The following is a 23,800-nucleotide window of genomic DNA, read 5'->3' on the forward strand; positions in this document are numbered from 1 at the left end:
CCGCTGGCTGATTTGGGGGGCTGCACGGCGATTGACTGCGATGACAGACTGAATTGCCGTGGCGCAGATTTCGGATGCGTCCCATGGTGAGGCACCTCGGCGAGCACTTCCGCCGCCGGTCGCATTTGTCATGACGGGGGATGTACTGCGCTACGCCGGAACGGTATGCTTTTCGCCGTCTTCACGCCGGTGGGCAAGGCGATTTTCAAAGACGTTGCCGTGGCTTTCTCTTCTTGTCGGAGGCGGGGAAATGGGTGAACAATCAGCGTTCGAAAGGGGAAGATCCTTTTCGATGAAGATGCAATCGGACGGTTCGGTCCTTCTTCGTCACGGGCTGACAACAGGCGATGTGTTCAGGACGCTTCGCATCCTTTCCGGGCGGGGGGCACGACCGGTTTACGGGGGGACGATCAGCGGAGCCGAAAATCGCGGCGCTTCGATGGGCCGGCTCTTCGCCCGCTGGTTCTTGGTGGCGGGTTTGTTCGTACTGTCGACGCTCGCACACGCGCAGCTCTCCGGCTTCGGGTCGGAAAGGAATGCGCCCGCCGACGACTTCGACAGTCGCATGAAACGCATCATGGATGCGACCGGGAAGGTGGGCCGGTCGGATGGCGGTGACTGCGAGACCTGCCCGCAGGCTTGCGAGACCCGTTGCGGTCAGCCGGGCGACACCCGGTGCGAGGCTGAATTGCGCAAGGCCAGGGAGAAGGCCTTTGCTGCCTGCCGCGCCAGGAAGCGTCCCTGACGTGGAGCGGCCCGTGATCCGGTACTGCCTCACTGCGGGGATCAGCGTGTGCCTGTACCTCCCGCAGGTCTCGGGCGCAGGTGTCCATGGGACGCTGGATCTGGCAATCCGGCAGGTCGAGAAAGACCGGGCTGCCGAAGAGCGGGCGGCATGGCAGGCGAAATGGCCGCTCGGGTACAACCCCGCCGCCAGCGTGGTGATGCTGCCGGTCGCGCCGCTCGCGCCGACCTCGGTCGAGGCCTGCACGGGCTATCGCGAAAAAACCAGGGCCATGATCCAGGACGTGGTGATGCATCATCAGGCATGCCTCGATGCAACCTCTTCGACGCGTCGGCCGTACTCATGGACCGATGCGACGCATACCGATTGTTCCAATCCGAAGTGCGATTCCCTGCACCAGGCAATGTACCGGTTGGGCGGTAAGGCAGATGCCGCCTACGATAAATGCATGGAGGCGGTGCGGCGTCACCAGACGCGAGAGGCTGAGCGGGGCGAGTCGCGCCTGCGCTGAACGGTCCGGCATCGGTTGCACCGGTGCCCGCTGCCGGCGTGGACAGGGGTCAGAACCGCGTCTTCGGCGGGACCAGCGGATCGGAGGGCAAGGGGTCGCAGATACCTGTGAACCGGTAGTAGGGCCGCACGGAGCCGCCGGGATTCATGCCGCCGATTCTCTCCCAGAGCACCTCACCGCTCACCCTCGATATCCGGAATCGCACACCGTCCCGGATTCCGCCTTCGGGGTAGCAGCCGAGCCTGATTTCAGCCGGCGAGACGGTCATGTCGCAAGGGTCGATTTCCGCAGGTACGTACCAGCTTTGTCCGCGCCGCAGGAGCACGGCATCGAAGCGGTCATAGAACGCGACATGAACTGTCTCGGAATGGGGCTGAGTCTGGACCGGTTCGCCATCGCCGTTGTCGATCGTGACGGAATTCAAGGAGCACTTCAGATACTTGCGTTCGGGAGGCGGGGCCTCGGCGAACGCGGTGGCGGTGATCAGCATGGCGAAGAGGGCGCCGCCAAATCGCGCGTAGGGTGACATGTCTTGCCTCATGATCATCTCCTGGTCCGGAACATCAAGCCGGTCGGGGCGGTTTGCTTCCCGTTCGCCAAACAAAAAGTCGCTCGGCGACACACTACCAAGAAAACGCGGGCGTCTGTTGGGCCACCCGAATCGGGTATCGTCTCAGCCCCGAAAAGCGCCATCGACAGGTGGCATGAGCGCACGCACAGATACCGGATAGCGCAATCCACACCGCCGAAAGGCGCGGCTTGCGGGTGGGACTTTCCGCTGCCGTCGATCAGGCCGGCAGAAAGAAGTCGCGAAACGCCTGTTCGCCTCGCGGATCGAAGACCACGATGCGGCTGTTGGCGGTGCGTCGTGCCCAGCCGGCGTCGATTACATGGCGCAGTATGGCGGCGCCGACGCTGCCGGCGAGGTGGTGACGGCGTTCGCCCCAGTCCAGACACATGCGGCAGGCCGGGCGGCGGGCGGATTGAAGCGTGGAGACGTCGATGCCGAGCCCGGCCAGGGCGTCCCACCCCGCATCGCTCAGGCTTACCTCGTCAACGTGGCCAAAGAACCAGCCGCGCGCCATCATCGCCTCGAAGGCGGCTACCGCCAGTTCGCCGGCAAGATGGTCGTAGCACACGCGCGCCTTGCGCAGTGCCGGTTCGCGCGGGCTCGAGCGCAGGCGCACCGCTCCGGTGCGAAAGGCCACGCCCATCAGCGATTCGAGCAGTTGCGCCACGTCCCGCCCGGCGAGGCGGAAATAACGGTGCCGACCCTGTTTCTCGACTTCGATCAGCCGGGCATCGACCAGCTTGGCCAGGTGCGTGCTGGCGGTCTGCTTGGTGACGTCGGCAATGCCCGCGAGTTCGGTGGCGGTGAGCGCGCGGTCGGCCATCAGCGCGGTGAGGATGTCGGCGCGGGCGCAGTCGCCGATCAGCGCGGCGACGCGGGCGATGTTGGGGCCGTCTTTCATGGTTCGATCCTAGCCGAACCATCTTGCCGCCTCAATTGGCTATGGTGAGACCTCCCTTCCCCACGGAGCCATCATCATGATCACCTGTTTCATCCGCTACCGGATCGACCCCTTCCAGCGCGAGGCCTTCCAGACCTATGCGGAAAACTGGGGCCGCATCATCCCGCGCTGCGGCGGCCATCTGCTCGGCTACTTTGTGCCGCACGAAGGCAGCAACGACATCGCCTGGGGGCTGATCGGCTTCGACAGCTTGGCGGCCTACGAGCGCTATCGCACACGGCTGCGCGGTGACGAGGAAGGCCGCGCCAACTTCGCCTTCGCGCAGGACAGGCGCTTCATCCTGCGCGAAGAGCGCAGCTTCGTCGCCGCGGTGGCGGGCACCTTCTGCCAACCGCCGCTGAGGGAGGCCTGAGCATGCTTGCGGTGATCTTCGAGGTCGAACCTGCCCCCGGCGAGCGGGATGCCTACCTGGCCATGGCTGCCGCGCTGCGTCCTGCGCTGGAGGATATCGACGGCTTCCTGTCGATCGAGCGCTTCGAAAGCCTGAGTGAGCCGGGCAAGCTGTTGTCGCTGTCGTACTGGCGCGACGAGGCGGCCGTTCAACGGTGGCGCACGTTGGAGGCACATCGTGAGGTGCAGGCCGTCGGACGAGCCCGGGTATTTGCCGGCTACCGTCTGCGCGTCGCGCAGGTGGTGCGCGACTATGGCATGAGCGAACGTGCCCAGGCGCCCGCCGATTCGCGCCGCCATCACGACGGAGAAGGGGCCGGCAGGCGCTGATCGGCGCGCCCGTCGGCGGGTATGATGGCGCAACCGCCCTCCGCCGAGCCACGCGATTGAAGCCTGTCCCTGCCAGCACCACCGAACCCGACGGCGCAGCCGGGCTGCTTGTCCAAGCGCTGCGCGTCGGCGAGCTGTCTGCAGTCGACTTCAGTGTTGCGCCCGGCCACATCCTCGCCCTCTCCGGCCCTTCCGGCTCGGGCAAGAGTCGCCTGCTGCGCGCGCTCGCCGATCTCGATCCGCACGAGGGCAGCGTATGCCTGGGCGATCTGCGCCAGGACGGCGTGCCCGGCCATCGCTGGCGACAGGCGGTGATGATGGTGCCGGCCGATAGCCAGTGGTGGGGCGACACGGTGGGCGAGCACTTCCCCGATGGTGCGCCGGAAGATCTGGATGCGCTGGGTTTCGAGCAGGACGCGATGGACTGGCAGGTGAGCCGCCTGTCGTCCGGCGAAAAGCAGCGCCTTGCCCTGCTGCGTAGCGTGGCCCACCGGCCGCGGGCGCTGCTGCTCGACGAGCCGACCGCCAATCTCGACCCGGTAGCCACCGCCAGGGTCGAGGCCTGGCTGGGCGATCTGATCAAGCGCCATCGATGGCCGGTGCTGTGGGTGGCGCACGATCCGGCGCAGATTTCGCGCATGGCCGATGCGCACCTGCGCATTGCCGGTCAGCGGCTCGAGGAGGCGCCATGCAGCTGATCGACCTGGCCTGGTGGCAGCTCGCGCTGGCTGCCGCGCTGGTGGTGGCGCTGGCGGTGTGCACCCTGCTGGCGCGGCTCGATATCGGCAAGACCCTGCTGGTGGCCGCGCTGCGCACGGTGGTGCAGCTGAGCCTGATCGGGCTGGTGCTCGAGGCGCTGTTCTCGGTCGCGGCGCTGCCGTGGATCGCGCTGATGGCGCTGGTGATGCTGCTGATGGCCGGGCGCGAGGTCACCGCGCGGCAGAAGCGCCGGCTTGGCGGCGGCTGGGCCTTCGGCATCGGTACGCTGTCGATGTTCGTTTCGGCCTTCAGCGTCACGGTGCTCACGCTGATCGTCATCATCGGCCCCGAGCCTTGGTATGCCCCGCAGTACGCCATCCCGCTGCTCGGCATGATGCTCGGCAATACCATGACCGGCATCGCTGTGGGTCTCGACCGGCTGACCGACACGGTGTGGCGGCAGCGCGCCCTCATCGAGAACCGCCTGATGCTCGGTCAGCGCTGGCAGGTGGCGATCGGCGATGCGCGTCGCGATGCGATGCGCAGCGGCATGATCCCGATCATCAACAGCATGGCCGCGGCCGGTATCGTCAGCCTGCCGGGCATGATGACCGGTCAGATCCTTGCCGGCACGTCACCATCGCTGGCCGTGAAATACCAGATCCTGATCATGTTCACCATCACCGTCGGCACCGGTTTCGGTACGCTGGCGGCGGTGCTGACCGCCAGCCGCCGGCTGTTCGACGAGCGCGAGCGATTGCGGCTCGACCGGCTGATCGCCCCGTCCAGGTGAAATGCCGGCGGGGTCGCCCCCGCCGGCCGGTCGCGGCATCATGTGCCGTGATGCATCGTCGCGCTGGCCTTCGCTGGCGGCTGGCTGGGATCGAAGCCCTTGAAGGCCGGGTTTTCATGCAGGCCGTAGGGTTTCTTCATCGATTCGATCCAGTAGAAGTCCGGGTCGTACTGCTTGTCCTTCCACATGTAGAAGTCCGGCTTCTCGACGTCCTCGTATTCGACCACCAGCATCGAGCCGGTGTGGTCCTTGCCGGCGTTGGCGGTGTGGTGCTCGATGTGGTCGTGGGTCATCCAGATGCCCGGGTTGTTCATCTTCACGATCAGGTCGTAACGCTCGCCCGGCATCATCGGCAGCACATCCACCGGATACGGTTTTTCGAGCGGCAGACCGTCCTTGTGGGTCACCAGTGCATCGTGGCCGTGCAGGTGGAAGGCCGTCGGCGTGGTGGGCGCGAACAGGCGCAAGCGCAACACGTCGCCCTTCTTGACGCGGATCGGCTGGGTGTCGGGGAAGGACTTGCCGTTGATCGAGAAGTAATCGTCCACCTCCCGCGGATGGCCGCCCTTGCCATACTCCTGCGCCACCTCCGAGTTCCAGCCGGAGAACATCAGCACCGCATCCTTGGTCACGGTCTTCTCGAGCGGGGTCGGGTTCTTCGGGTCGACGATCAGCGGCCCCCACATGCCGCGCAGGGCGACATGCTCGGCCACGTTCACATGGCAGTGGTACCACAGGCTGCCCGGCTTGTCGGCGATGAAGCGGTAGGTGTAGCTGTCGCCCGGCTCGATGGCCTCCTGCGTCACGTCGGGCACGCCGTCGGACTTCCAGCTGTTGGTCTGGTAGACCCCGTGCCAGTGGATGGTGTGGCTGAGGGTGGTGTTGTTGTGCAGCAGCACCTCGACCTGATCGCCCTCCTTCACGTGGATCAGCGGGCCGGGAACCTGGCCGTTGTAGGCCCAGACCTTGACCGCCAGGTTCGGCGCGACCTGCAGGTCGACCTCTTCGATGGTCATCTCGAACTTGCGTAGTTCGGCCTGCGCGCTGGCGCTCAGGCCAAGCGCCAGGCACAGGGCCAGCAAGGCGTGTTTGTTCATCATGGTGGTACTCCGTTGCGTTGGGAAACGGCCGGGCGGGCAGTCGGAAATGGCATCCGCCCGGCCGGCATCGGCGCGGGGCATCCCCTGCCGCCGCTCAGTTTTTCTGACAGCACAGTTCGCGCAGGTAACCGACCAGGGCGTGGATCTCGTCGTCCTTCAGATTGCCGCCCCAGGCCGGCATCAGCACCGACTTGTTGATCGACTTGCCGCCGTGCTGGATCACCTTGAACAGCTCCTCGTCGGTGCGCGCGGACATCTCCTTGGTGTCGGTGTGGTCGCGCGGCTGGACGGCCATCTGGGCGGCGTTGATGCCCTTGCCGTTGCCCGCCACGCCGTGGCACTGGGTGCAGTACACCGCATAGAGCTGCTTGCCCGAATCGGCTGCGGCCAGCGCGGCGGCGCTGACGAGCGACAGGGTCGCCGCGAGTAGCAGGGTCTTCATGGCTGTTTCTCCCCGATGAGCTTGAGATAGTTCGCCAGCTTGTGCACCGCGGCGGTGTTGGCGTCACCCACCGGCATCATGGTGTGCGGGTCCCAGGCCGCGGGCTGGGCGATGTAGGCGCTGATGAACGCCGGCTGCAGACGCTGCCAGGCGGTGTACAGCTCCGGCCCCGACACGCCGCCCTTGTCGGGAGCGTCCTGGTGGCAGCCGTCGCAGCCCTTGAACTTGCCGAAGTTCATCTGCCCCATGCGCTGGGCGATGGTGCCGGGTTGATAGGTTTCGGCCTTGATCAGCGTGTCGAAGGGCGTCAGCGTCATCAGGTAGTCGGCCACCTTGCCTGCCTGCGCTGCGTCGAGCACCGGGTGCTTGGCCAGGGTGGCGGTATCCACCACGTCGCCGTCCGCAGAGGGTTTGGCGTGTGCCGGCGGGAAGGCGCCGGCCGGGCGCAGGCGCACCGGGTTCTGCAGCCAGCTGAACAGCCATTCGCGCCGGAACTTGTTGCCGGCGTAGTCGAGCGGCGGGGCCTTGCGTTCGGCCCGTTCGTGCGTGGGGGCCTTGGCATAGTCATGGTCGAGCGCATGGCAACTGCCGCACTGCTGCTTCACCTCGCCGGCCACATCGGCGTGCGCGGCCAGCGGCACGCCGAGCGCCAGCACGGCGGCGGCACCGAGAGTCAGTCGTAGTTTCACGGGAATTCCTTTCGTCATGGTCCGGTAGATCCGCGGCTCAACGCAGGATCAACTGATCGCCGTGGCCCTTCCCGGGGTCGGCGTCCTTGCTGTTCATCAGCACGGTGATGCCGCCCTTGAGCGCATGCTTCATGCTGTGATCGACCAGCGCGTTGTTGGTCGGCCGGTCAGCCGGGCTGATCAGGTCAAGCACCACCGCATGGGCCGGCGGCACCGACATGGTCTGCATGCCGTGCAGCACATTCTGCGGATTGCCGTTGTCCCAGACCCGGTCCCAGATGCCGGCGATCGGATGGAAGGCCGCCCACTCGTTGATCATGGCGTTCACGAAGTAGATGCGGACGCGCTCGCCGGGCTTGGATTCGAGCGCGATGCTGGCGTTGGCGTCATGCACCGGGTCGTAGTGGAAGACCTTGCCGTTGACCAGCACGCCCTTCCATTTCTCGCCCGCCGTGCGCTCCTCGGCCGAGGCGCCGGTCTCGAACAGATCGCCATGTACCAGTACGTACTCGCGGTCCGGCTTGGGGTAGTTGTCGCTGTAGCCGGCCTTCGGATCGACGATCACCACGCCGTACATGCCGCGCGAGATGTGTTCGGCCATCGAGTCGGCGCCGCAGTGGTAGATCCACACGCCGGGGTACTCGGCCTTGAACGAGAACTGCTTCTTCTGTCCCGGCTTGATTGCCTCGAAGTCGGTCAGCACGTCGAGGCGTCCGGCATGGAAGTCCATCGAGTGACTGTTCTTGTTACCGGCTTCGTTGATCAGGGTGAAATCGACCACGTCGCCTTCCTTGACCCGCACCAGCGGGCCGGGAATGGTGCCGCCGTAGGTCCACATCGGGGCGGTGGTGCCGGCGTTGTCGATGGGCAGCTCGAGTTCGCGCACCGGAATCTCGATCTTGCGGGTGGCCGCCAGCACGTTCGCGCTGAGCAGGGCCGTGCCGAGCAGCAATGCGGTGCTCAAGGTACGGTGTTTCATGTTGGTCTCTCCGAGGGTTGGGGCTAAAGTGCCGCTTGACCCATATCAACATTCGGGCCAGAATATTTTTCTATATATTTCATATGTTTATTTTTTAGTTGTGTCGATGTGACAACAGATGCGTTGTTGTCTAAATGACGCTAACGATGTCGTGATGACAACGCACGCCACCTTTCTCAACCTGGCCGGCGCGGTAGCCGATCTGTCCAAGGCGATGCCTCGGGAGCAGCGCTATGCGCGTCTGCTCGAAGCCTTCTTCAACAGCTTTCCGTGCGATGCCATCGCCCTGCTCCAACGTGACGGCGACCAACTGGTGCCGCGCGCGGTGCGCGGGCTCAGCCCCGATACCATGGGCCGGCGCTTCGTCATCCGCGATCAGCCCCGGCTGGCACAGATTGCGCACAGTGCCGAGCCGGTACGTTTTCCGGCCGATTCAGCCCTGCCCGACCCCTACGACGGTCTGGTCGACAAGGCGGGCGAGCATCTCTACGTGCACGACTGCATGGGCGCTTCGCTATACATCGACGGCCAGCCGTGGGGCGTCGTCACTCTCGACGCGATGACGCCGGGCAGCTTCGACGCCATCGATCCGGACGTGTTTTGCGCCTTCGTCGCCGTGGCCGCCGCCACGGTGCGGGCCGCCGACTGGATCGTGCGTCTGGAGGAGCGACTCGAGCGTCATCACCGCATTCAGCGCGCCAGCCCGCACGACGGCATGGTCGACGAGCTGATCGGCCGGAGCCCGGCCATCGCCCAGCTCACGCGCGAAGCGCAGACCGTCGCGCCATCCGACCTGCCGACCCTGATCCTGGGCGAGACCGGCGTCGGCAAGGAACTGGTCGCGCGAATGATTCATCGCCTCTCGACACGCGGCCAGGAGCCGATGGTCTATCTCAACTGCGCAGCGTTGCCCGAATCGATTGCCGAAAGCGAGCTGTTCGGTCACCAGCGTGGCGCCTTCTCCGGCGCTTCGGACGACCGCATCGGCAAATTCGAACTGGCGCACGAAGGCACGCTGTTCCTCGACGAGGTGGGCGAGCTGCCGCTGACGGTGCAGCCCAAGCTGCTGCGGGCCTTGCAGAACGGCGAGATCCAGCGCATCGGCAGCGATCGGCACCATCGCGTGGACGTTCGCGTGATCGCTGCGACTAACCGCGACCTGAAGACCGAAGTGGTCGCGGGACGCTTCCGTGCCGACCTCTATCACCGACTCAGTGTCTATCCGCTGATGGTGCCGCCATTGCGCGAGCGTGGTGACGATGTGCTGCTGCTGGCCGGTTATTTCATCGAGCGAAACCAGCGACGCCTTGGCCTGAACGGTGTGCGCCTGAGTCGCCGCGCCCGTCAGTGGCTGACACACTACGACTGGCCGGGCAACGTGCGCGAACTCGAGCATACGCTGTCACGCGCCATGATCCGCGCACTCGCCGCGGCACCGTCCCGCGAGCGTGTGATCGAGCTTGGCATCCAGCATCTGGGCACGGAGGTGTCGCCGCTGCCGGACGAGGTCGTGGCGGTCGCCGAAACGACGGACCAGACCTTGCGGCCGTTGGACGAGATCATCGATCACTGCCGGCGCAGGATCATTCTCGGCCGCCTCAAGCACCACGACGGAAACAAGGCTGCCGCCGCCCGCTCATTGGGCATCGATCGCGGCAATTTTCACCGGTTGCTGCGCAAGCTCAATCTGGGCTGAGCGCGGAGCCGCGGAGGCTCGGGCGAATGCCTGCAGGTAGGGCGCGGACCGGACCGGTTGCGCGGCGTGGTTCGAGCCTGTCCGCCCCCGCCGGACGTGGGGGCGGTTCAGGGCTCGGTCGAGGCTGACGGCTTGCCGAACGGGCCCGGCAGCCCGAAGTGCCCGCCACCAAGGTCGGTGGACGATGCCGTGGATTGCGCGATCGCGGCCCGCAAACCGTGAAGTTGCGCGCATTCCGCACTCGGGCCGTCGGCCGATCCCGATGCGCCGCGCCGGGTGGATTGGCGATAGCGTGAAAATGTGCCGCAGGCGAGCTTCAAAAGCGGTCAAGTTTTCCGCCGTCTTGACGTGGTACTTCCGTCGAAGCCCCAGAGTTCCTTGCCGTGTGGGATGAGCCGGAACGGCGAGCGGCAGGGAGAAGGGGGAAGCACCGGTGCGCTTCGATCTCAAGCAAGGCACGCCGCGATATTTGTCCCCACAAAGAGATCGAATGCAGTCTGACGAGCAAAACCTCAAACGTCGTTTCCTGACCCGCATGACCCTGCTGATTGCGGCGGTGATCCTGCTCGGATCCGGAATGGTGATCCGGCATGGCTGGCAACTGGAACAGGCCGCCCTCGACGCCCAGGCGAGCACCTGGTCCAGCGAGTTGCACATGGATCTGGACCATGCGCTGGCGCGCGAGGCGGACGGGATGCTGCAGGCGCTGCAGGTGATCGGTGTTCAGAGCGGACTCCGGAAGGCGCTCGCGCAGCGGGATGTCACGCGCCTTCAGGCTGAATGGGTGGGCGTGTTCAGACAGTTGTGTGCCGATCATCAGGTCACCCACTTCTACTTCATCGGCCTGGACCGTACCGCCCTGCTGCGCCTGCATCTGCCGGACCAGCGCGGTGACCGCATCGACCGTCTTACGCTGCTAGAAGCCGAGCGCACGGGCAAGGCGGCCTGGGGGCTGGAAATGGGGAGCGCCGGCCTGCTGACACTGCGGGTCGTCCAGCCGGTCTTCGACGCCGGGCGCCGGGTTGGCTACGTCGAACTGGGAAAGGAGATCGGGCCGCTGCTGGCGATGCTGCACATGTCGGACGAGCGTCGCTACATGTATGCCGTCCTTCTCGACAAGGAGAAGATCGACCGGGTCCGCTGGGAGGCCGGCATGCGGCTGATGGGGCGGCCGGCCGACTGGGAGTCCCTGCCGCGTCATGTGCTGGTTTACCGCGATCCCAAACTCGACCTGGCGGTTCTGAAAGGCGCGATTTCCCGACCTGCCGGGCACTCCGATTATGTCCGTACCGCGTCGGCCGGGCGGATCATCCAGCTTCAGGCCGATCCGCTGCAGGTAGCCGGTGGCGAGGAGGTCGGTACCCTGCTGGTGTATTACGACGTTACCGACAACGTCGATCTCATCGAACGTCGCACTGCCGTGCAGGCGCTGGTGACGCTGTCCGTGGCGGCCTTGCTGCTGCTCTTCTTCGTCTGGGCGGTGAAGCGGCTGTTCCGCCAGATCGAGGAGCAGAAGGTCCGCCTGATCGATTCCGAGGCGCGTTTCCATACCCTCTTCGACTCCTCGCCGGATCCGGTGTGGATCATGGAAGGGCATCGAGTCGTCGAATGCAACCAGGCCGCGGTCGAGATGCTCGGCTTTCCCGACAAGACGGCCTTCGAGCAGATGCACCTCGCGGACATCTCGCCCGAACGCCAGCCCGATGGAGAAAGCTCGTTCGACCAGGCCGAGCGCATGATCAAGCTCGCCCATGAAAAGGGCCTGCATCGATTCGAATGGGTCCATCGTCGCCGGGATGGCAGTGATTTCGATGCCGAGGTGACGCTCTCCGAGATGTCGCTGCAGGGACGGCCCGTTCTCCATGTCGTGGTCCGCGACGTCAGCGAGCGCAAGCAGACCGAGAATGCGTTGCGGCGCAGCAAGGAAGAGCTGCGCACGATTCTCGATGGCGTGGAGGCCGCGATCTACCTGAAGGATGCAAACGGGAACTATCTGTTTGCCAATGCCGCCGTGCGCAGGCTCTGGCAGGTCGAGATGGAAGACATCATCGGTCACGGAGACGAGAGATTCTTCGATGCGCAGACCGCCGCCACCATCCGGCGCAACGACCACAAGGTCCTGGTGGATGGGATGACGCTCCGCACGGAAGAGACCAATACGGTCACGGCGACGGGTTTGACCTTCACCTACTGGTCGGTCAAGTTACCGCTGCGCGCGGAGGACGGCAGTATCTATGCGCTGTGCGGTATCTCGACCGACATTTCCGAGCACAAGCGCATCGAAGCGCGTCTGCGCAAGAGCGAACAGGACCTGAAGGCGGCGCAGCGCATCGCCAGGGTGGGCAGCTGGGACCTCGATGTCCCGAGCGGCGTGCTGCACTGGTCGGATGAAATCTATCGCATCTTCGAGATCGATCCGGTCCGCTTCGGCGCAAGCTATGCCGCGTTCCTCGACGCGATCCATCCGGATGATCGCGAAGCGGTCAACAGCGCCTATACCGAATCGCTGCGAACCCGGCAGCCCTACAGCATCCGCCACCGCCTGCGCATGGCCGACGGGCGCATCAAGCATGTCCACGAAGAGTGCCATACCGACTTCGACGAGACCGGCGCACCGCTGCGCTCGGTCGGCACCGTACAGGACGTGACCGCCCAGGTTCAGGCCGAGATCGCGCTGAACGATGCCGGCAATCTGCTGCAGGCCGTGATCGATCACGTACCGATGCGCATCTTCTGGAAGGACCGTGCGCTGAACTACCTCGGCTGCAATCCCGCCTTTGCCAGGGATGCCGGACTGGATCACCCCGGCGAGCTGATCGGGAAGGATGATTACCGGATGGGCTGGGCGAGCGAAGCCGAGCTGTACCGCGCGGATGACCTGAAGGTGCTCGAGTCGGGTGTTCCGCGGATCAATTACGAAGAGCACCAGACCACGCCGGACGGCGAGATCATCTGGCTGCGGACTTCAAAGGTGCCGCTCAGGGACCAGCGCGGCGAGATCATCGGGGTGCTGGGCATCTACGACGACGTCACCGACGCCAGACGAAAGGACGAGGAACTGGCCCGCTACCGTGATCACCTGGAGCAGGTCGTGGCGGAGCGGTCAGCGCAGTTGTCCGAGGCACAGATCAAGTTCCAGCGACTGGTGGAGGACATGGGCGACGAATTCCTCGTCTTCAGCTTCACCCCCGGCAACGTCGTCACCTACGTGAGCAACGGTTTCGAGGCGATCTTCGGGCTCTCAAAGGACAGGATCCTCGGCCAGCCCTGGGATCGTGCGATCCGGTGGGTCGAGGAGGATCTGGACGAAACGGTCGGGGCAATCCAGGATCTGCTCGACGGCAAGGTCGACCTGATTCGCGCCGAGATGCGCTTCACCCACCCCGATGGCCGACTGCGCACCATCTACCAGACAAGCCACGCGGTCTCCAACGCGGCCGGCGAGATCGTCTTCGTCGAGGGCGTGCTCACCGACATCACTCACCGCAAGCGTTCCGAAACGGAATTGCTGCAGGCCAAGCGAACGGCCGAAGCGGCCAGCCAGGCCAAGAGCGCCTTCCTGGCCAACATGAGTCACGAGATCCGTACCCCGATGAACGGCGTGATCGGGATGCTGGAGATCCTGTCACGCAGCGCCTTGCCCGGCGACGAGCGCAAGATGGTCGAGACGATTCGACGCTCGGCGCGATCCCTGCTCGGAATCATCGATGACATCCTCGATTTCTCGAAGATCGAGGCCGGCAAGCTGAATCTGGCGGAACAGGAGATGTCGCTGGAGGCGGAGCTCGAGATCGTGGTCGGCCTGATCGACCGTCTCGCCATGGACAGGCAGGTCGATCTGACGATGTTCTTCGAACCCGAGCTGCCGCTGCGCGTGATCGGCGACGGACTGAGGCTGAGGCAGATCCTGACCAACCTGACCGGCAACGCGGTCAAGTTCTCGGGCGGCATGGAGCGCATCGGCCGTGTCCATCTGCGGGCCGAGCCGGAGCGATGCGGCGACGGACGTGTCTGGGTCGCATTCACGATTGCCGACAATGGCATCGGGATGGACGCAGAGACCGTTGCCCGTCTCTTCCAGCCCTTCGAGCAGGCCGACGGCACGACGACCCGCAAGTTCGGCGGTACCGGCCTCGGACTGTCGATCTCGCAGGACCTGACCGCCCTGATGGGCGGCGAGATCACGGTACGGAGCGAGCCTGGACGCGGTGCGAGCTTCACGGTCCGGCTGCCTTTCAACCTGGCCAGCGCGTGTCCGAATCCGGATTCGCCCCACGACCTGAGCGGGGTGGAATGCGTGGTCGTCGCCGATGATGCACGCTACGCGGATGACTACACGCGCTATCTGGTGCATGCCGGCGCCCGGATGCATGCTTTCGCGAACCTCGAGCGTGCCTGGGAAGACTTCGTCGGCGCCTTCGCTCCGGGGACGCCCGTCTGCATCGTCGTCATGGAGGATCCCGGCCGCCATTCCGCGCGGGAGACCATCGACAAGCTGTTGGAGAAGCATCCGGACGTCGATGTGCACTTCGTCGAAGTGAGTTATCTGAGCGCGGAACGCGGCAGGCGCAGGAAGGTCAGGCGCCTCTCGGAAAACGTTGTCCAGATCGACCGCGAGGCGCTGACCCGCCGCCGTTTCCTCGAAGCGACAGCGGCCGCGGTTGGACGCGTGGCGATCGTGCCCGAGGAAGAGGACGCACCGCCGATCGACTCCCGGGTCGGGGCGCGGCTCAACATCCTGGTCGCCGAAGACAACGAAATCAATCGCGATGTCATTGCACGCCAGCTGGAAATACTCGGTCATCATGCCGATCTGGCGATCGACGGCGAGCGGGCATTCCGGATGTGGGGCGATGCGCACTACGATCTCGTGTTGACGGATCTGCACATGCCGACCAGGGACGGCTACGAGCTGGCCGCCCTGATTCGCGAAACCGAACATCGGCGCGATCTGGACCGCACGCCGATCATTGCCCTGACGGCCAATGCCATGAAAGGCGAGGAGGCGCATTGCCTCGAGGTGGGCATGGACGCCTATCTGTCGAAGCCCATCGAACTGGCCCGTCTGAAGTCGGTGCTCAATCAATGGCAGCCCACGACCGGAGCATCAGGAACGGCCGGCGCCGCCGAAAGCGAAACACCGACGCCCGACAAGGAAATCGGCGAACTTGCGCTGTTCGATCCGAACGCGCTGACGAGACTGGTGGGCAACAAGCCGGCCACCCACGACCGTCTGTTGAGGCATTTCCTGGCGAGCCTCGAGGAGCGGCGGATGGCACTTCTGCAGGCGCGGGACAGACAGGACCTTGTGGCCATCGGCCAGTTTGCCCATTCCCTCAAGTCCGCCGCGCGCGCCGCCGGTGCGATGCAGCTCGGGGAATTGTGCGATCGACTTGAACGCGCCGGCGGGGCGGGGGATGCGCAGGCCGCAGAAGCACTGCTCCCGCAGTTCGAAACGAACTGCCAGGCGGTTGTTCAAGCGGTTGATGCCAGGTTGGGGCGCGCCGGTCAGACGGGCGACGACGTGGCCGTCGAAGGTTCGAAGGCCGATGCGCAGCAACCTTTGCAGTGAGCGGCATCGCTTGGCGCCCCTTGCTCACGGGCAATGAGGGCGCATCGTGTCGCGACGAGGCCGTCCGCCGGGGTGGTCAGGTCGCCGCGCGGCCGGCCCGCAGCACTGCGCCTTGCGCTCAGCCGGCTTCCGGCAGGCTGCGCAGATCAGCCACCGGCTCCGCGCCGAAATCCTTTCCCAGCAGGTAGCGCACCAGCCGCGAGGCGACGTCGCGCGGACTGGCCAGCTGCCCGTCCTGCTTGAGCGCGACGAATCGATCCTGCATCGGAAAGATGCCGACCGGCGTTTCGCGGATCTCGGCCTGCATGTCCGTGTCGATGACGCCAGGCGCGAGGCTGCAGATCCTGAGTCTGGCGTCGCCGTCCAGCGTCACCGCGCGGGCGTGGTGGTCGAGCGCCGCCTTGGTGGCGCAATAGACGCTCCAGCCGGGGTAGGCGTTGCGGGCGGCACCGCTCGAAATGTGCACGATTCTCAGCCCGCCACGGTGCAGGCCAGCGAGTGCGCTGCTGATCATCAGCGGGGCGGCGACATTGAGACACACCGCCCGCGCGACTGCGGCGGGGTCCTGCCGGTCGAGCGCGCCCATCGGCGCGAGCACCCCCGCATTATTGATGAGCAGGAGCTCGTCGGCCCCCGCCGCAAAGGCGGCGAGTCGATCGCCCGCGAGCCAGTTGCCCAGCGCCGCGCTGTCGGCGAGGTCGAGAGCGACCTGTTCGATCAGGCCGGGAAACCGCTCTGGGAGTCCGGTGTCGGTCCGGCGGGCGAGGCCGAGCAGCGGAATCTTCCGGTCAAGCAGTTCGCCGGCAAGCGCCGCGCCGAGGCCCCGGGTATGTCCTGTCAGGATGGCTTTGATCATTGTTCGGCTCCGTGGTGTCGGATTTCATCGGGCGCGCGCTCACTCGTCGGCGTACTGTCGCAGCAGTGCTTCGACCTGCCGCGCGCCGGCAGGTGTTTCCATCATCTCGAGCGGCGAGATGCCGCCGAGTTCGCGCAGCGGCCGCCGCAGCCAGCGCGCGGCCTTGTCTTCGCGGCGGAACACCTCCCTGGCGAGGCAGCTCAGCCGATCGATCAGCGCGTCGATGGCATCGTCATCGTCGCCGCCTTTCTGCGGCAGGATCGGTATCGGCTTGCGTGTGCTCATCGTGGCTCTTCCGGCGCGGGCGGTCGCCTCGGCTCAGGGCGCCGCCGCCGCTGCCCGGAGCGCGTCGGGGCTCACGTCACGAACGTGGGTGGCGATCGACCAGCGATGCCCGAACGGATCCTCGACGATGCCATAACGGTCTCCCCAGAACATGTCCTCGACCGGCATCACCAGGCGGGCGCCGGCCGCGAGCGCCCTCGATACCGCGGCGTCCACGTCCTCCACATAAAGGTGCAGGGTCACCGGTGTGCCCTTGAGCGAGGCTGGCCCGAGGATGCCCCATTCCGGGCACTCGTCGACCAGCATCAGCTGGCTGTCGCCGAGCTTGAGCTGCGCGTGCATGAGCTTTCCGTCCGGTCCCGGCAGGCGTATCAGTTCGAGCGCACCGAAGGCCCGGACATAGAAGTCGATGGCCTGCGCCGCGTCGCGACAGACCAGGTGCGGGGTGACCGAGTGCATGCCATCTGGAATGGCCGGGACGGCGTTCATTTCGCGCTCCTTGCGAAGATCCATCGAAGGGCCGACCGGCGGTGGCCATGGTGACGCACTTTACCCGTGGCGCGCCGCGCACGAAAGCGACCGGTCGTCGGGTGGATCGCCGCGCGGCTCAAGGGTGCGGCGAGGGCACCCGATAAGAGCCTTCACGCCGCCCACCCGCGGCCGAAGTCGACGCACTTGATCCAATGGAGACGACATGTTCAAGAACCTCTCACTGCGCGTGAAGCTGATTGCACCCCTCATTCTCATGAGCGCGGTGATCCTGCTTCTCGTGGCAGGTGGCATGCGTAGCGTAAGTACCAGCGAGGACATCGCCCGGGATCTTGGATCGCGTTACCTCAGTGGTATTTCCCTGTTGCTCGAAGCCGACCGCGATCTTTACCAGGTGGCGTTGGCCGAGCGAAGCTGGCTGGCCTTCCCGGATGACCCCGCCCGCACCGCCGTATTCGTCAAGGAGATCGCCGAGAACCGCGAGCAGTCGGCGACGCGGATCGACAAGTTCGCACGGATTGCGGCCGAAACGCCGGCCATCGCGGCCGCCTCGGCGGACGTCCTTGCGCGCTACCGCGAACATCGCAGGACCTGGGAGGCGGCGGGCGATCGCCTCGGCAAACTGCTGGCCCAGGGCGACGAAGCTGCGCGCGTGCAGGCGCGTGCATTGGGTTTCGGCGAGGTCGAGGCATCCTTCAAGGACATGCGCGAGCAGATCAACCTGCTCACCGAGATCGTCGAGAAAGGCGCCGAGGCTGCCGAGGCCGAAGCGGCGGCCACGATCCACCGGGACAGCCTGATTGGCCAGGTGAGTGCAGCGGTCGGTATCGTGATTGCGCTCGCGGTGGCACTCCTGCTGCCCGGCATGGTGGTCAGGCCGATTGCCCGGCTGAAAGCCCAGCTCGAAGCGATTGCCGCCGGCGGTGGGGATCTCACGGCCCGCTTGCCCGAGGATTCACGCGACGAGGTGGGCCAGATGGCTGGCAGCTTCAACCGGCTGCAGGCGAGCCTCGGGACGATGTTCCGCGCCCTGCGCGGCGACTCCGAAACGCTCGCCAAGGGTTTTGGCGATCTCGAGCAGGCGATGCGCCAGATCGCTGCGCGATCGGAGTCGCTCGCCGACATCTCCACCGCCAATGCGGCCAGCATCGAGCAGATCACCGTCAGCGTGGCACACATTTCCGATAACAGCAGCGACGCGGAAGGCATGGCCCGCAAGACCGGCGAGCTTACCCACGCCGCGGCAGGCGAGGTCGGGCGCATAGCGGAAGAGGCCTCGCAGTCGGCGACCCGCGTGAGCGAGCTTGCCGGTGTGCTCACTGGGCTCGACAAGCGTTCGGGCGACATCAATGGCATCGTCGGCGCGATCCGCGAGATTGCCGACCAGACCAATCTGCTGGCCCTCAACGCTGCGATCGAGGCCGCTCGTGCAGGCGAGCAGGGTCGCGGCTTTGCGGTGGTGGCCGACGAAGTGCGCAAGCTGGCCGAACGGACCGGCAGCGCGACCCTCGAGATCTCGGACATGCTCGGCGGCATGCGCCAGGAGACGCAGCGCGCGGTCGGCTTCATGGAGCAGACCAGCGACACCGTGCAGAGCAGTGTCTTGCTGACCAAGGACGCCACCAAGAAGATCAACGAAATCGGTACCCAGGTCGGTACCGTCATCGAGCGCATGGCGGAGGTTGCCCTGTCGATCAACGAACAGCGCAGTGCCACCGCGTCGATGGCCCAGAGCACGGAAGAGATCACCGCCCGGGTACAGGAAACCGATGCCGCACTGCAGGGCGCACGTGCGACGGTCGACCGGCTGGCGCAGATGGCACGCGCGAGCCAGGCGCGCTTTGACGGGTTCAAGATCTAGCACCTGGTCGCCGCGCTGGCGGCGCGCCGGCCGCGAGAAATCACATCCGGCCGGAAAATGGCGTTATGGTCGGGTCTTCAGCGTCCAGGAGACCCGCATGCCGACCCCGCGCGGGAAGATGCAGCGCATCTTCATCAGCTATCGACGCGGCGACACCCAGTGGGCCGCTGGCCGGCTGGCCGATTCGCTGGCGGCCTACTTCGGTGACAAGCGCGTGTTCCGCGATGTCGAGAGCATTGCCGGCGGAGCGGATTTCGGCGAGGTCATCCGCCATACCCTCGGCAGTGCCGACGCGGTGGTGGTGCTGATCGGCCCGGACTGGCTCGATGCGCGCGACGGCGCTGGCCGGCGGCGCCTCGACGAGGCCGACGACTGGGTCGCCCGCGAGGTCGCCGCCGCGCTCGAAGCCGCCGTGCCGGTCTATCCGGTGCTGGTCGAGGGCACGCCGATGCCGCGTGCCGATGAATTGCCCGAGTCGCTCAGGGCGCTGACCCGTTTCAACGCGATCTCGATCAGCGACGGCCGCTGGCGCGAAGACGTCACCCGGCTGGCCAGGATCATTGCGCTCGACATTCCCTCGGCCACCGCGCGGCAGCTGCAGCGGGTGAACCTGCTGGTGTCGCTGGCGCTGTTCCTTGCCATGGCGCTCACCCTGTCGGTGGTGATCGACAACCTGCTGGCGGCGAGCAGCCCGCTTTCCGGCGCCGGCGGCGTGCCGGAATGGCGTTTCGGCCAGCTCTTCGAGAGCGTGGAAAAGCCGCTCGGCGTGGCCGACGAGGGCCGCTGCCTCCACCCGCCGGCGCAATGGTTCGCGCCGCTCAGCAAGGCTTGGTCGGGGTTGATCTTCCTGGTCGTGGTGCCCGCCAGCGCGCTGCTGTTCGTGTTCGCTCGCGAGATCGAGGCCAGCCGCCGCCGCTATTTCCGGGCGGCGGCGTGGACCGGCGCGATCGGCACCTTCAGCGCATTCATGCTGTTCAAGCCGGTGTGCGAGGAATACGAGGCGACCATCATTTTCTACCTCGGCATGCTGGTCGCCTCGCTGATGCTGGTGCTGATGGGCCTATCCGGCTTCCGCGAGAAATAGCGGGCCGCACTCAGGCGGCAAACTCCATGAGCAGCTCCTTGGCGTTGATCGGCGTGCCGGGGCTCACGTGCACCGCCTTGACGACACCGTCACGCTCGGCGCGGATCGCCAACTCCATCTTCATCGCCTCGAGCGTCATCAGGGTGTCGCCGCGATGCACCGTCTGACCCACCCTTGCAGCGATGCTGCTGACCATGCCCGGCATCGGCGCGCCGACGTGGTCCGGGTTGCCCTCCTCGGCGAGCGGTCGTGCGTCCGCCCTGGCCGCGCCGCCGCGCGCCACCTTGATCACCCGTGGCTGGCCGTTGAGCTCGAAGAACAGCTTTGCGTGGCCGTCCTCGCTCTCGCCGCGGCCGAGCAGCCTGATCACCAGGCTCTTGCCGCGCTCGATCGATACCACCAGTTCTTCGCCGTCGGCCAGGCCGTTGAAGAAGGCCGGCGTGGGCAGCATCGAGACGTCGCCATAGCGCGCCGCGTGGGCCGCGTAATCCTGGAAGACCTTCGGGTACATCATCCACGATGCCAGGTCGGCGTCGCTGAGGCTGCGGCCGACCTTGCCTTCGGCCTCGCCGCGCATCTCGTCGAAGTCGGCGGGGGGCATTGAATCGCCGGCACGGCCGGACAGCGGCGGCTGGCCGCCGAGCACTTTCTGCTGCAGCGCCTGCGGGAAGCCGTCCGGCGGAAAACCGAGTTCGCCGCGGAACATCTGCACCACCGATTCGGGGAAGGCGATCTCGCGCTGCGGGTCGGCGACGTCGGCCGGGGTGAGATCGTTGGTGACCATGAACAGCGCCATGTCGCCGACCACCTTGGAGGTCGGCGTGACCTTGACGATGTCGCCGAACAGCATGTTTACCGCGGCATAGGCGTCGCAGACCTCGGCCCAGCGGTGCTCGATGCCGACCGAGCGGGCCTGTTCGCGCAGGTTGGTGAACTGCCCGCCCGGCATCTCGTGGTGGTAGACGTCGGAACTGCCGGAACGCAGCTCCGGCTCGAAAGCGGTGTAGTAGCGACGCACCCCCTCCCAGTAGCGCGACAGCGCCTGCAGGTCGGTGACCTCGACCTGCGCGGCCCGCTCGCTGCCGGACAGTGCGGCGACGATGGAGCCGAGGTTGGGCTGCGAGGTGAAGCCGCTCAGCGCGTCGAGCGCGCCGTCCACCGCATCGACGCCGGCTTCCACCGCGGCGAGTACGCTGGCGGCGGCGATGCCGCTGGTGTCGTGGGTGTGGAAGTGCAGCGGCAGGCCGACCTCGTCGCGCAGCGCCTTGACCAGCATGCGCACCGCGCGCGGGTGGCAGACGCCGGCCATGTCCTTGATGGCGATGATGTGCGCACCGGCGCGCTCGAGTTCCTTCGCCATGTTGACGTAGTACTTGAGGTCGTATTTGGGCCGGGCCGCGTTGGTGAGGTCGCCGGTGTAGCACAGCGCCGCCTCGCACAGCGCGTCGGTTTCGAGCACGGCATCCATCGCCACGCGCATGTTGTCCACCCAGTTGAGCGAATCGAAGACGCGGAACAGGTCGATGCCGCCCTCACCGTCCGGCCCGGCTGCCGCCTGGTGCACGAAGCGGCGCACCACGTTGTCCGGGTAGCTGGTGTAGCCCACCGCGTTGGAGGAGCGCAGCAGCATCTGCAGCAACACGTTGGGGATTGCCCGGCGCAGCCCGGCGAGCCGTGCCCAGGGATCTTCCTTGAGGAAGCGCAGCGCCACGTCGAAGGTGGCGCCACCCCAGCACTCGAGCGAGAACAGGCCGCTGCCCAGGCGCGCATAGTGCGGCGCCACCGCCAGCATGTCGCGGCTGCGCATGCGGGTGGCGAACAGCGACTGGTGGGCGTCGCGCATCGAGGTATCGGTGAGCAGCACGCCAGGCTGTTCGCGCATCCACTCGGCGAAGGCCCTCGGGCCGACGCGCTTGAGACGGTCGCGGCTGCCCGCCGGCGGCGGTGCGCTGAGGTCGCAGCTTGGCAGGCGGGCGGGCGGCGGGGTGACCTCCGGACGGCGGCGTCCCTTCATCTCGGGGTTGCCGTTGACGGTGACTTCGCCGAGGAAATCGAGCAGCCGGGTGGCACGGTCGCGGCGCTCGGAGAACTCGAACAACTCCGGCGTCTCGTCGATGAAGCGCGTGGTGCAGGCGCCCGAGACGAAGGCCGGGTGGGCGATCACGTTCTCGAGGAAAGCGAGGTTGGAGGACACCCCGCGGATGCGGAATTCGCGCAGCGCGCGATCCATGCGGCTGGCCGCCTCGGGCGCGGTGTTGCCCCAGGTGGTGACCTTGACCAGCAGCGAGTCGTAGTAGGGCGTGATCACCGCGCCGGAGTAGGCGGTGCCGCCGTCGAGGCGCACGCCCAGGCCGGCCGCGCTGCGGTAGGCGGTGATGCGGCCGTAGTCCGGCGCGAAGCCGTTTTCGGGGTCCTCGGTGGTGACCCGGCACTGCAGGGCGTGGCCGTTGAGGCGGATCGCCTCCTGCAACGGCACCATGCTTTCCGGCGAGCCGATACGGGCGCCTTCGGTGATGCGGATCTGCGCCTTGACGATATCGATGCCGGTCACTTCCTCGGTCACCGTGTGCTCGACCTGGATGCGCGGATTGACCTCGATGAAGTAGAAGGCGCCGGTATCCACGTCCATCAGGAACTCGACCGTACCCGCGTGGGTGTAGTTTGCGGCGCGGGCGAGGCGCAGGGCCGCCTCGCAGAGTTCGCTGCGGGTCGCCTCGTCGAGGTAGGGCGCCGGCGCGCGCTCCACCACCTTCTGGTTGCGGCGCTGCACCGAACAGTCGCGTTCGAACAGGTGCACCGCACCGCCGTGCTGGTCGGCGAGGACCTGCACTTCGACGTGGCGGGCCCGCCTGACCAGCTTCTCAAGGTAGACCTCATCGTTGCCGAAGGCCGCCAGCGCTTCCCGGCGGGCGCTCTCCATGGCCGGCGCGAGCTCTTCCTCGGATTCCACCACCCGCATGCCGCGCCCACCGCCGCCCCAGCTGGCCTTGAGCATCATCGGGTAACCCACCGCCGCCGCGGCCGCGCGGGCACCGTCGATGTCGTGGGGCAGCGGGCCGGTGGCCGGCACCACCGGCACCCCGGCGGATTCCGCCAGCGTGCGGGCCGAGACCTTGTTGCCGAGGCTGCGCATCACCTCGGCGGTCGGCCCGATGAAGAGGATGCCTGCGTCGGCACAGGCCTGGGCGAAATCCGGGTTCTCGGACAGCAGGCCGTAGCCCGGGTGAATCGCATCGACCTCGGCTTCCCGGGCGATGCGGATGATGTCGGCGATGTCGAGATAGGCGCCGACCGGTTTCTTGCCCTCGCCCACCAGATAGGCTTCGTCCGCCTTGAAGCGGTGCAGCGCCAGCCGGTCCTCGCGCGAAAAGATGCCGACGGTGCGGATCTTCATCTCCGAGGCAGCCCGGAAAACGCGGATCGCGATTTCGGAGCGGTTGGCAACGAGGATGCTGTTGATTGCTTTCATGAGCCTTCTTCCTGTGTGCTTCCATCCGGAACCGGCAGCATTGCCGGAACCCCCGTGCTGCCCGGCTTTGCTGATTGCCGGCAAGGATCCGCCGGACTGGTTCACCGTGCGGGCCAAGGGCAATGGCAAGCATGTTCCGGACCATGCCGGCACCACGGCTCGATATCGGCGCCCGATCTCTTGCTTAATGTCGGCAAAGTTTTGAAAACTCGAGATTTTTGACCGATTTTCTGTGGCGAGGCAAATCCCGGGAGCCGGAACGTCCCGACCCGACATGG

General features: G+C 66.2%; 21 protein-coding genes. 11 read left to right on the forward strand and 10 right to left on the reverse strand.

Translation table 11 applies throughout. The features are described 5' to 3' along the window. Positions 1–292: 292 nt before the first annotated feature. On the forward strand, positions 293–745 hold the full coding sequence (locus tag GQB03_RS10810) for a hypothetical protein (RefSeq protein ID WP_159688731.1): 453 nt from the start codon (positions 293–295) through the stop codon (positions 743–745). A gap of 13 nt (positions 746–758) precedes the next feature. Then, the gene (locus GQB03_RS10815) at positions 759–1,256 is read left to right on the forward strand and encodes a hypothetical protein (protein ID WP_159688734.1); all 498 of its coding nucleotides are present in this window, start codon (positions 759–761) and stop codon (positions 1,254–1,256) included. Between the two features lie 49 nt (positions 1,257–1,305). Here GQB03_RS10815 and GQB03_RS10820 read toward each other — a convergent pair whose 3' ends face one another. Together GQB03_RS10820 and GQB03_RS10825 are read right to left on the reverse strand one after the other, a co-directional pair. Continuing rightward, the gene (locus tag GQB03_RS10820) at positions 1,306–1,797 is read right to left on the reverse strand and encodes a hypothetical protein (RefSeq protein WP_159688737.1); all 492 of its coding nucleotides are present in this window, start codon (positions 1,795–1,797) and stop codon (positions 1,306–1,308) included. Between the two features lie 247 nt (positions 1,798–2,044). Then, positions 2,045–2,728, reverse strand: a complete 684-nt coding sequence (locus GQB03_RS10825) for an ArsR/SmtB family transcription factor (RefSeq protein ID WP_159688740.1) — start codon at positions 2,726–2,728, stop codon at positions 2,045–2,047. Between the two features lie 76 nt (positions 2,729–2,804). On the opposite strand from GQB03_RS10825, the gene GQB03_RS10830 reads away from it, so the two are divergent. The 4 genes from GQB03_RS10830 to GQB03_RS10845 are packed head-to-tail and all read left to right on the forward strand — an operon-like array spanning position 2,805 to position 5,000. After that, on the forward strand, positions 2,805–3,140 hold the full coding sequence (locus tag GQB03_RS10830; protein WP_159688743.1) for an NIPSNAP family protein: 336 nt from the start codon (positions 2,805–2,807) through the stop codon (positions 3,138–3,140). Positions 3,141–3,142: 2 nt separating this feature from the next. Continuing rightward, positions 3,143–3,508: an antibiotic biosynthesis monooxygenase family protein gene (locus GQB03_RS10835; protein ID WP_159688745.1), complete on the forward strand. Its 366-nt coding sequence runs from the start codon at positions 3,143–3,145 to the stop codon at positions 3,506–3,508. Between the two features lie 56 nt (positions 3,509–3,564). Beyond that, on the forward strand, positions 3,565–4,206 hold the full coding sequence (locus tag GQB03_RS10840; RefSeq protein WP_235027025.1) for an ABC transporter ATP-binding protein: 642 nt from the start codon (positions 3,565–3,567) through the stop codon (positions 4,204–4,206). Further along, complete coding sequence (locus GQB03_RS10845; RefSeq protein WP_159688748.1) at positions 4,197–5,000, forward strand: ABC transporter permease; 804 nt, start codon at positions 4,197–4,199, stop codon at positions 4,998–5,000. Before GQB03_RS10840 ends, GQB03_RS10845 begins: the two co-directional genes overlap by 10 nt. 38 nt (positions 5,001–5,038) lie before the next feature. Here GQB03_RS10845 and GQB03_RS10850 read toward each other — a convergent pair whose 3' ends face one another. The 4 genes from GQB03_RS10850 to GQB03_RS10865 all read right to left on the reverse strand — a co-directional run bounded on the left by GQB03_RS10850 (position 5,039) and on the right by GQB03_RS10865 (position 8,210). Then, positions 5,039–6,100, reverse strand: a complete 1,062-nt coding sequence (locus tag GQB03_RS10850; protein WP_159688750.1) for a multicopper oxidase domain-containing protein — start codon at positions 6,098–6,100, stop codon at positions 5,039–5,041. 94 nt (positions 6,101–6,194) lie between these two features. Continuing rightward, positions 6,195–6,542 carry a c-type cytochrome gene (locus GQB03_RS10855; RefSeq protein ID WP_159688753.1) on the reverse strand — a complete coding sequence of 116 codons (348 nt, stop codon included), beginning with the start codon at positions 6,540–6,542 and terminating at the stop codon, positions 6,195–6,197. Then, positions 6,539–7,231, reverse strand: coding sequence for a c-type cytochrome (locus tag GQB03_RS10860; RefSeq protein ID WP_159688756.1), 693 nt, complete (start codon positions 7,229–7,231; stop codon positions 6,539–6,541). The genes GQB03_RS10855 and GQB03_RS10860 overlap by 4 nt, the downstream gene beginning before the upstream one ends. Before the next feature lie 37 nt (positions 7,232–7,268). Further along, positions 7,269–8,210, reverse strand: coding sequence for a multicopper oxidase domain-containing protein (locus GQB03_RS10865; RefSeq protein ID WP_159688759.1), 942 nt, complete (start codon positions 8,208–8,210; stop codon positions 7,269–7,271). A gap of 154 nt (positions 8,211–8,364) precedes the next feature. On the opposite strand from GQB03_RS10865, the gene norR reads away from it, so the two are divergent. Both norR and GQB03_RS10875 read left to right on the forward strand, forming a co-directional pair. Continuing rightward, positions 8,365–9,906 (forward strand): nitric oxide reductase transcriptional regulator NorR, encoded by a 1,542-nt coding sequence (gene norR, locus GQB03_RS10870; protein ID WP_159688762.1) that lies wholly within the window; start codon positions 8,365–8,367, stop codon positions 9,904–9,906. Positions 9,907–10,396: 490 nt separating this feature from the next. Next, entirely contained in the window at positions 10,397–15,478 is a 5,082-nt protein-coding gene (locus GQB03_RS10875) for a PAS domain S-box protein (protein ID WP_159688764.1), read from the forward strand. Positions 15,479–15,596: 118 nt separating this feature from the next. Here GQB03_RS10875 and GQB03_RS10880 read toward each other — a convergent pair whose 3' ends face one another. Genes GQB03_RS10880 through GQB03_RS10890 form a run of 3 tightly spaced genes read right to left on the reverse strand, consistent with a single transcriptional unit; the run spans position 15,597 to position 17,108 of the window. Further along, on the reverse strand, positions 15,597–16,334 hold the full coding sequence (locus GQB03_RS10880; protein WP_159688766.1) for an SDR family oxidoreductase: 738 nt from the start codon (positions 16,332–16,334) through the stop codon (positions 15,597–15,599). 39 nt (positions 16,335–16,373) lie between these two features. Continuing rightward, the gene (locus tag GQB03_RS10885; protein WP_159688769.1) at positions 16,374–16,619 is read right to left on the reverse strand and encodes an MbcA/ParS/Xre antitoxin family protein; all 246 of its coding nucleotides are present in this window, start codon (positions 16,617–16,619) and stop codon (positions 16,374–16,376) included. A gap of 33 nt (positions 16,620–16,652) precedes the next feature. Beyond that, on the reverse strand, positions 16,653–17,108 hold the full coding sequence (locus GQB03_RS10890) for a VOC family protein (protein WP_200832182.1): 456 nt from the start codon (positions 17,106–17,108) through the stop codon (positions 16,653–16,655). 205 nt (positions 17,109–17,313) lie between these two features. Here GQB03_RS10890 and GQB03_RS10895 point away from each other — a divergent pair, with 205 nt between their 5' ends. Both GQB03_RS10895 and GQB03_RS10900 read left to right on the forward strand, forming a co-directional pair. Then, positions 17,314–18,969 carry a methyl-accepting chemotaxis protein gene (locus GQB03_RS10895; protein ID WP_159688772.1) on the forward strand — a complete coding sequence of 552 codons (1,656 nt, stop codon included), beginning with the start codon at positions 17,314–17,316 and terminating at the stop codon, positions 18,967–18,969. A gap of 97 nt (positions 18,970–19,066) precedes the next feature. Next, positions 19,067–20,053: a toll/interleukin-1 receptor domain-containing protein gene (locus GQB03_RS10900; protein WP_159688774.1), complete on the forward strand. Its 987-nt coding sequence runs from the start codon at positions 19,067–19,069 to the stop codon at positions 20,051–20,053. Positions 20,054–20,063: 10 nt separating this feature from the next. Here the strand turns inward: GQB03_RS10900 and GQB03_RS10905 are convergent, their stop codons facing one another. Next, a complete protein-coding gene (locus tag GQB03_RS10905) occupies positions 20,064–23,522 on the reverse strand; it encodes a pyruvate carboxylase (RefSeq protein ID WP_159688777.1) in 3,459 nt (1,152 codons plus the stop codon). Here GQB03_RS10905 and GQB03_RS10910 point away from each other — a divergent pair. Then, complete coding sequence (locus tag GQB03_RS10910) at positions 23,521–23,727, forward strand: hypothetical protein (RefSeq protein ID WP_159688779.1); 207 nt, start codon at positions 23,521–23,523, stop codon at positions 23,725–23,727. The two genes, GQB03_RS10905 and GQB03_RS10910, sit on opposite strands and share 2 nt — an antisense overlap. Positions 23,728–23,800 lie beyond the last annotated feature (73 nt).

Source organism: Cognatazoarcus halotolerans, from assembly GCF_009800965.1.
Classification (GTDB): domain Bacteria; phylum Pseudomonadota; class Gammaproteobacteria; order Burkholderiales; family Rhodocyclaceae; genus Cognatazoarcus; species Cognatazoarcus halotolerans.

Excerpts from the sequence above, each read along its gene's own strand:
- GQB03_RS10880 (WP_159688766.1), bottom strand. The coding sequence starts at position 16,334 with ATGATCAAAGCCATCCTGACAGGACATACCCGGGGCCTCGGCGCGGCG.
- GQB03_RS10855 (WP_159688753.1), bottom strand. The coding sequence starts at position 6,542 with ATGAAGACCCTGCTACTCGCGGCGACCCTGTCGCTCGTCAGCGCCGCC.
- GQB03_RS10885 (WP_159688769.1), bottom strand. The coding sequence starts at position 16,619 with ATGAGCACACGCAAGCCGATACCGATCCTGCCGCAGAAAGGCGGCGAC.
- GQB03_RS10910 (WP_159688779.1), top strand. The coding sequence starts at position 23,521 with ATGAGCCTTCTTCCTGTGTGCTTCCATCCGGAACCGGCAGCATTGCCG.
- GQB03_RS10830 (WP_159688743.1), top strand. The coding sequence starts at position 2,805 with ATGATCACCTGTTTCATCCGCTACCGGATCGACCCCTTCCAGCGCGAG.
- GQB03_RS10810 (WP_159688731.1), top strand. The coding sequence starts at position 293 with ATGAAGATGCAATCGGACGGTTCGGTCCTTCTTCGTCACGGGCTGACA.
- GQB03_RS10890 (WP_200832182.1), bottom strand. The coding sequence starts at position 17,108 with ATGAACGCCGTCCCGGCCATTCCAGATGGCATGCACTCGGTCACCCCG.
- GQB03_RS10875 (WP_159688764.1), top strand. The coding sequence starts at position 10,397 with ATGCAGTCTGACGAGCAAAACCTCAAACGTCGTTTCCTGACCCGCATG.
- GQB03_RS10900 (WP_159688774.1), top strand. The coding sequence starts at position 19,067 with ATGCCGACCCCGCGCGGGAAGATGCAGCGCATCTTCATCAGCTATCGA.
- GQB03_RS10905 (WP_159688777.1), bottom strand. The coding sequence starts at position 23,522 with ATGAAAGCAATCAACAGCATCCTCGTTGCCAACCGCTCCGAAATCGCG.
- GQB03_RS10820 (WP_159688737.1), bottom strand. The coding sequence starts at position 1,797 with ATGAGGCAAGACATGTCACCCTACGCGCGATTTGGCGGCGCCCTCTTC.
- norR (WP_159688762.1), top strand. The coding sequence starts at position 8,365 with ATGACAACGCACGCCACCTTTCTCAACCTGGCCGGCGCGGTAGCCGAT.
- GQB03_RS10895 (WP_159688772.1), top strand. The coding sequence starts at position 17,314 with ATGTTCAAGAACCTCTCACTGCGCGTGAAGCTGATTGCACCCCTCATT.
- GQB03_RS10865 (WP_159688759.1), bottom strand. The coding sequence starts at position 8,210 with ATGAAACACCGTACCTTGAGCACCGCATTGCTGCTCGGCACGGCCCTG.
- GQB03_RS10845 (WP_159688748.1), top strand. The coding sequence starts at position 4,197 with ATGCAGCTGATCGACCTGGCCTGGTGGCAGCTCGCGCTGGCTGCCGCG.
- GQB03_RS10825 (WP_159688740.1), bottom strand. The coding sequence starts at position 2,728 with ATGAAAGACGGCCCCAACATCGCCCGCGTCGCCGCGCTGATCGGCGAC.
- GQB03_RS10850 (WP_159688750.1), bottom strand. The coding sequence starts at position 6,100 with ATGATGAACAAACACGCCTTGCTGGCCCTGTGCCTGGCGCTTGGCCTG.
- GQB03_RS10835 (WP_159688745.1), top strand. The coding sequence starts at position 3,143 with ATGCTTGCGGTGATCTTCGAGGTCGAACCTGCCCCCGGCGAGCGGGAT.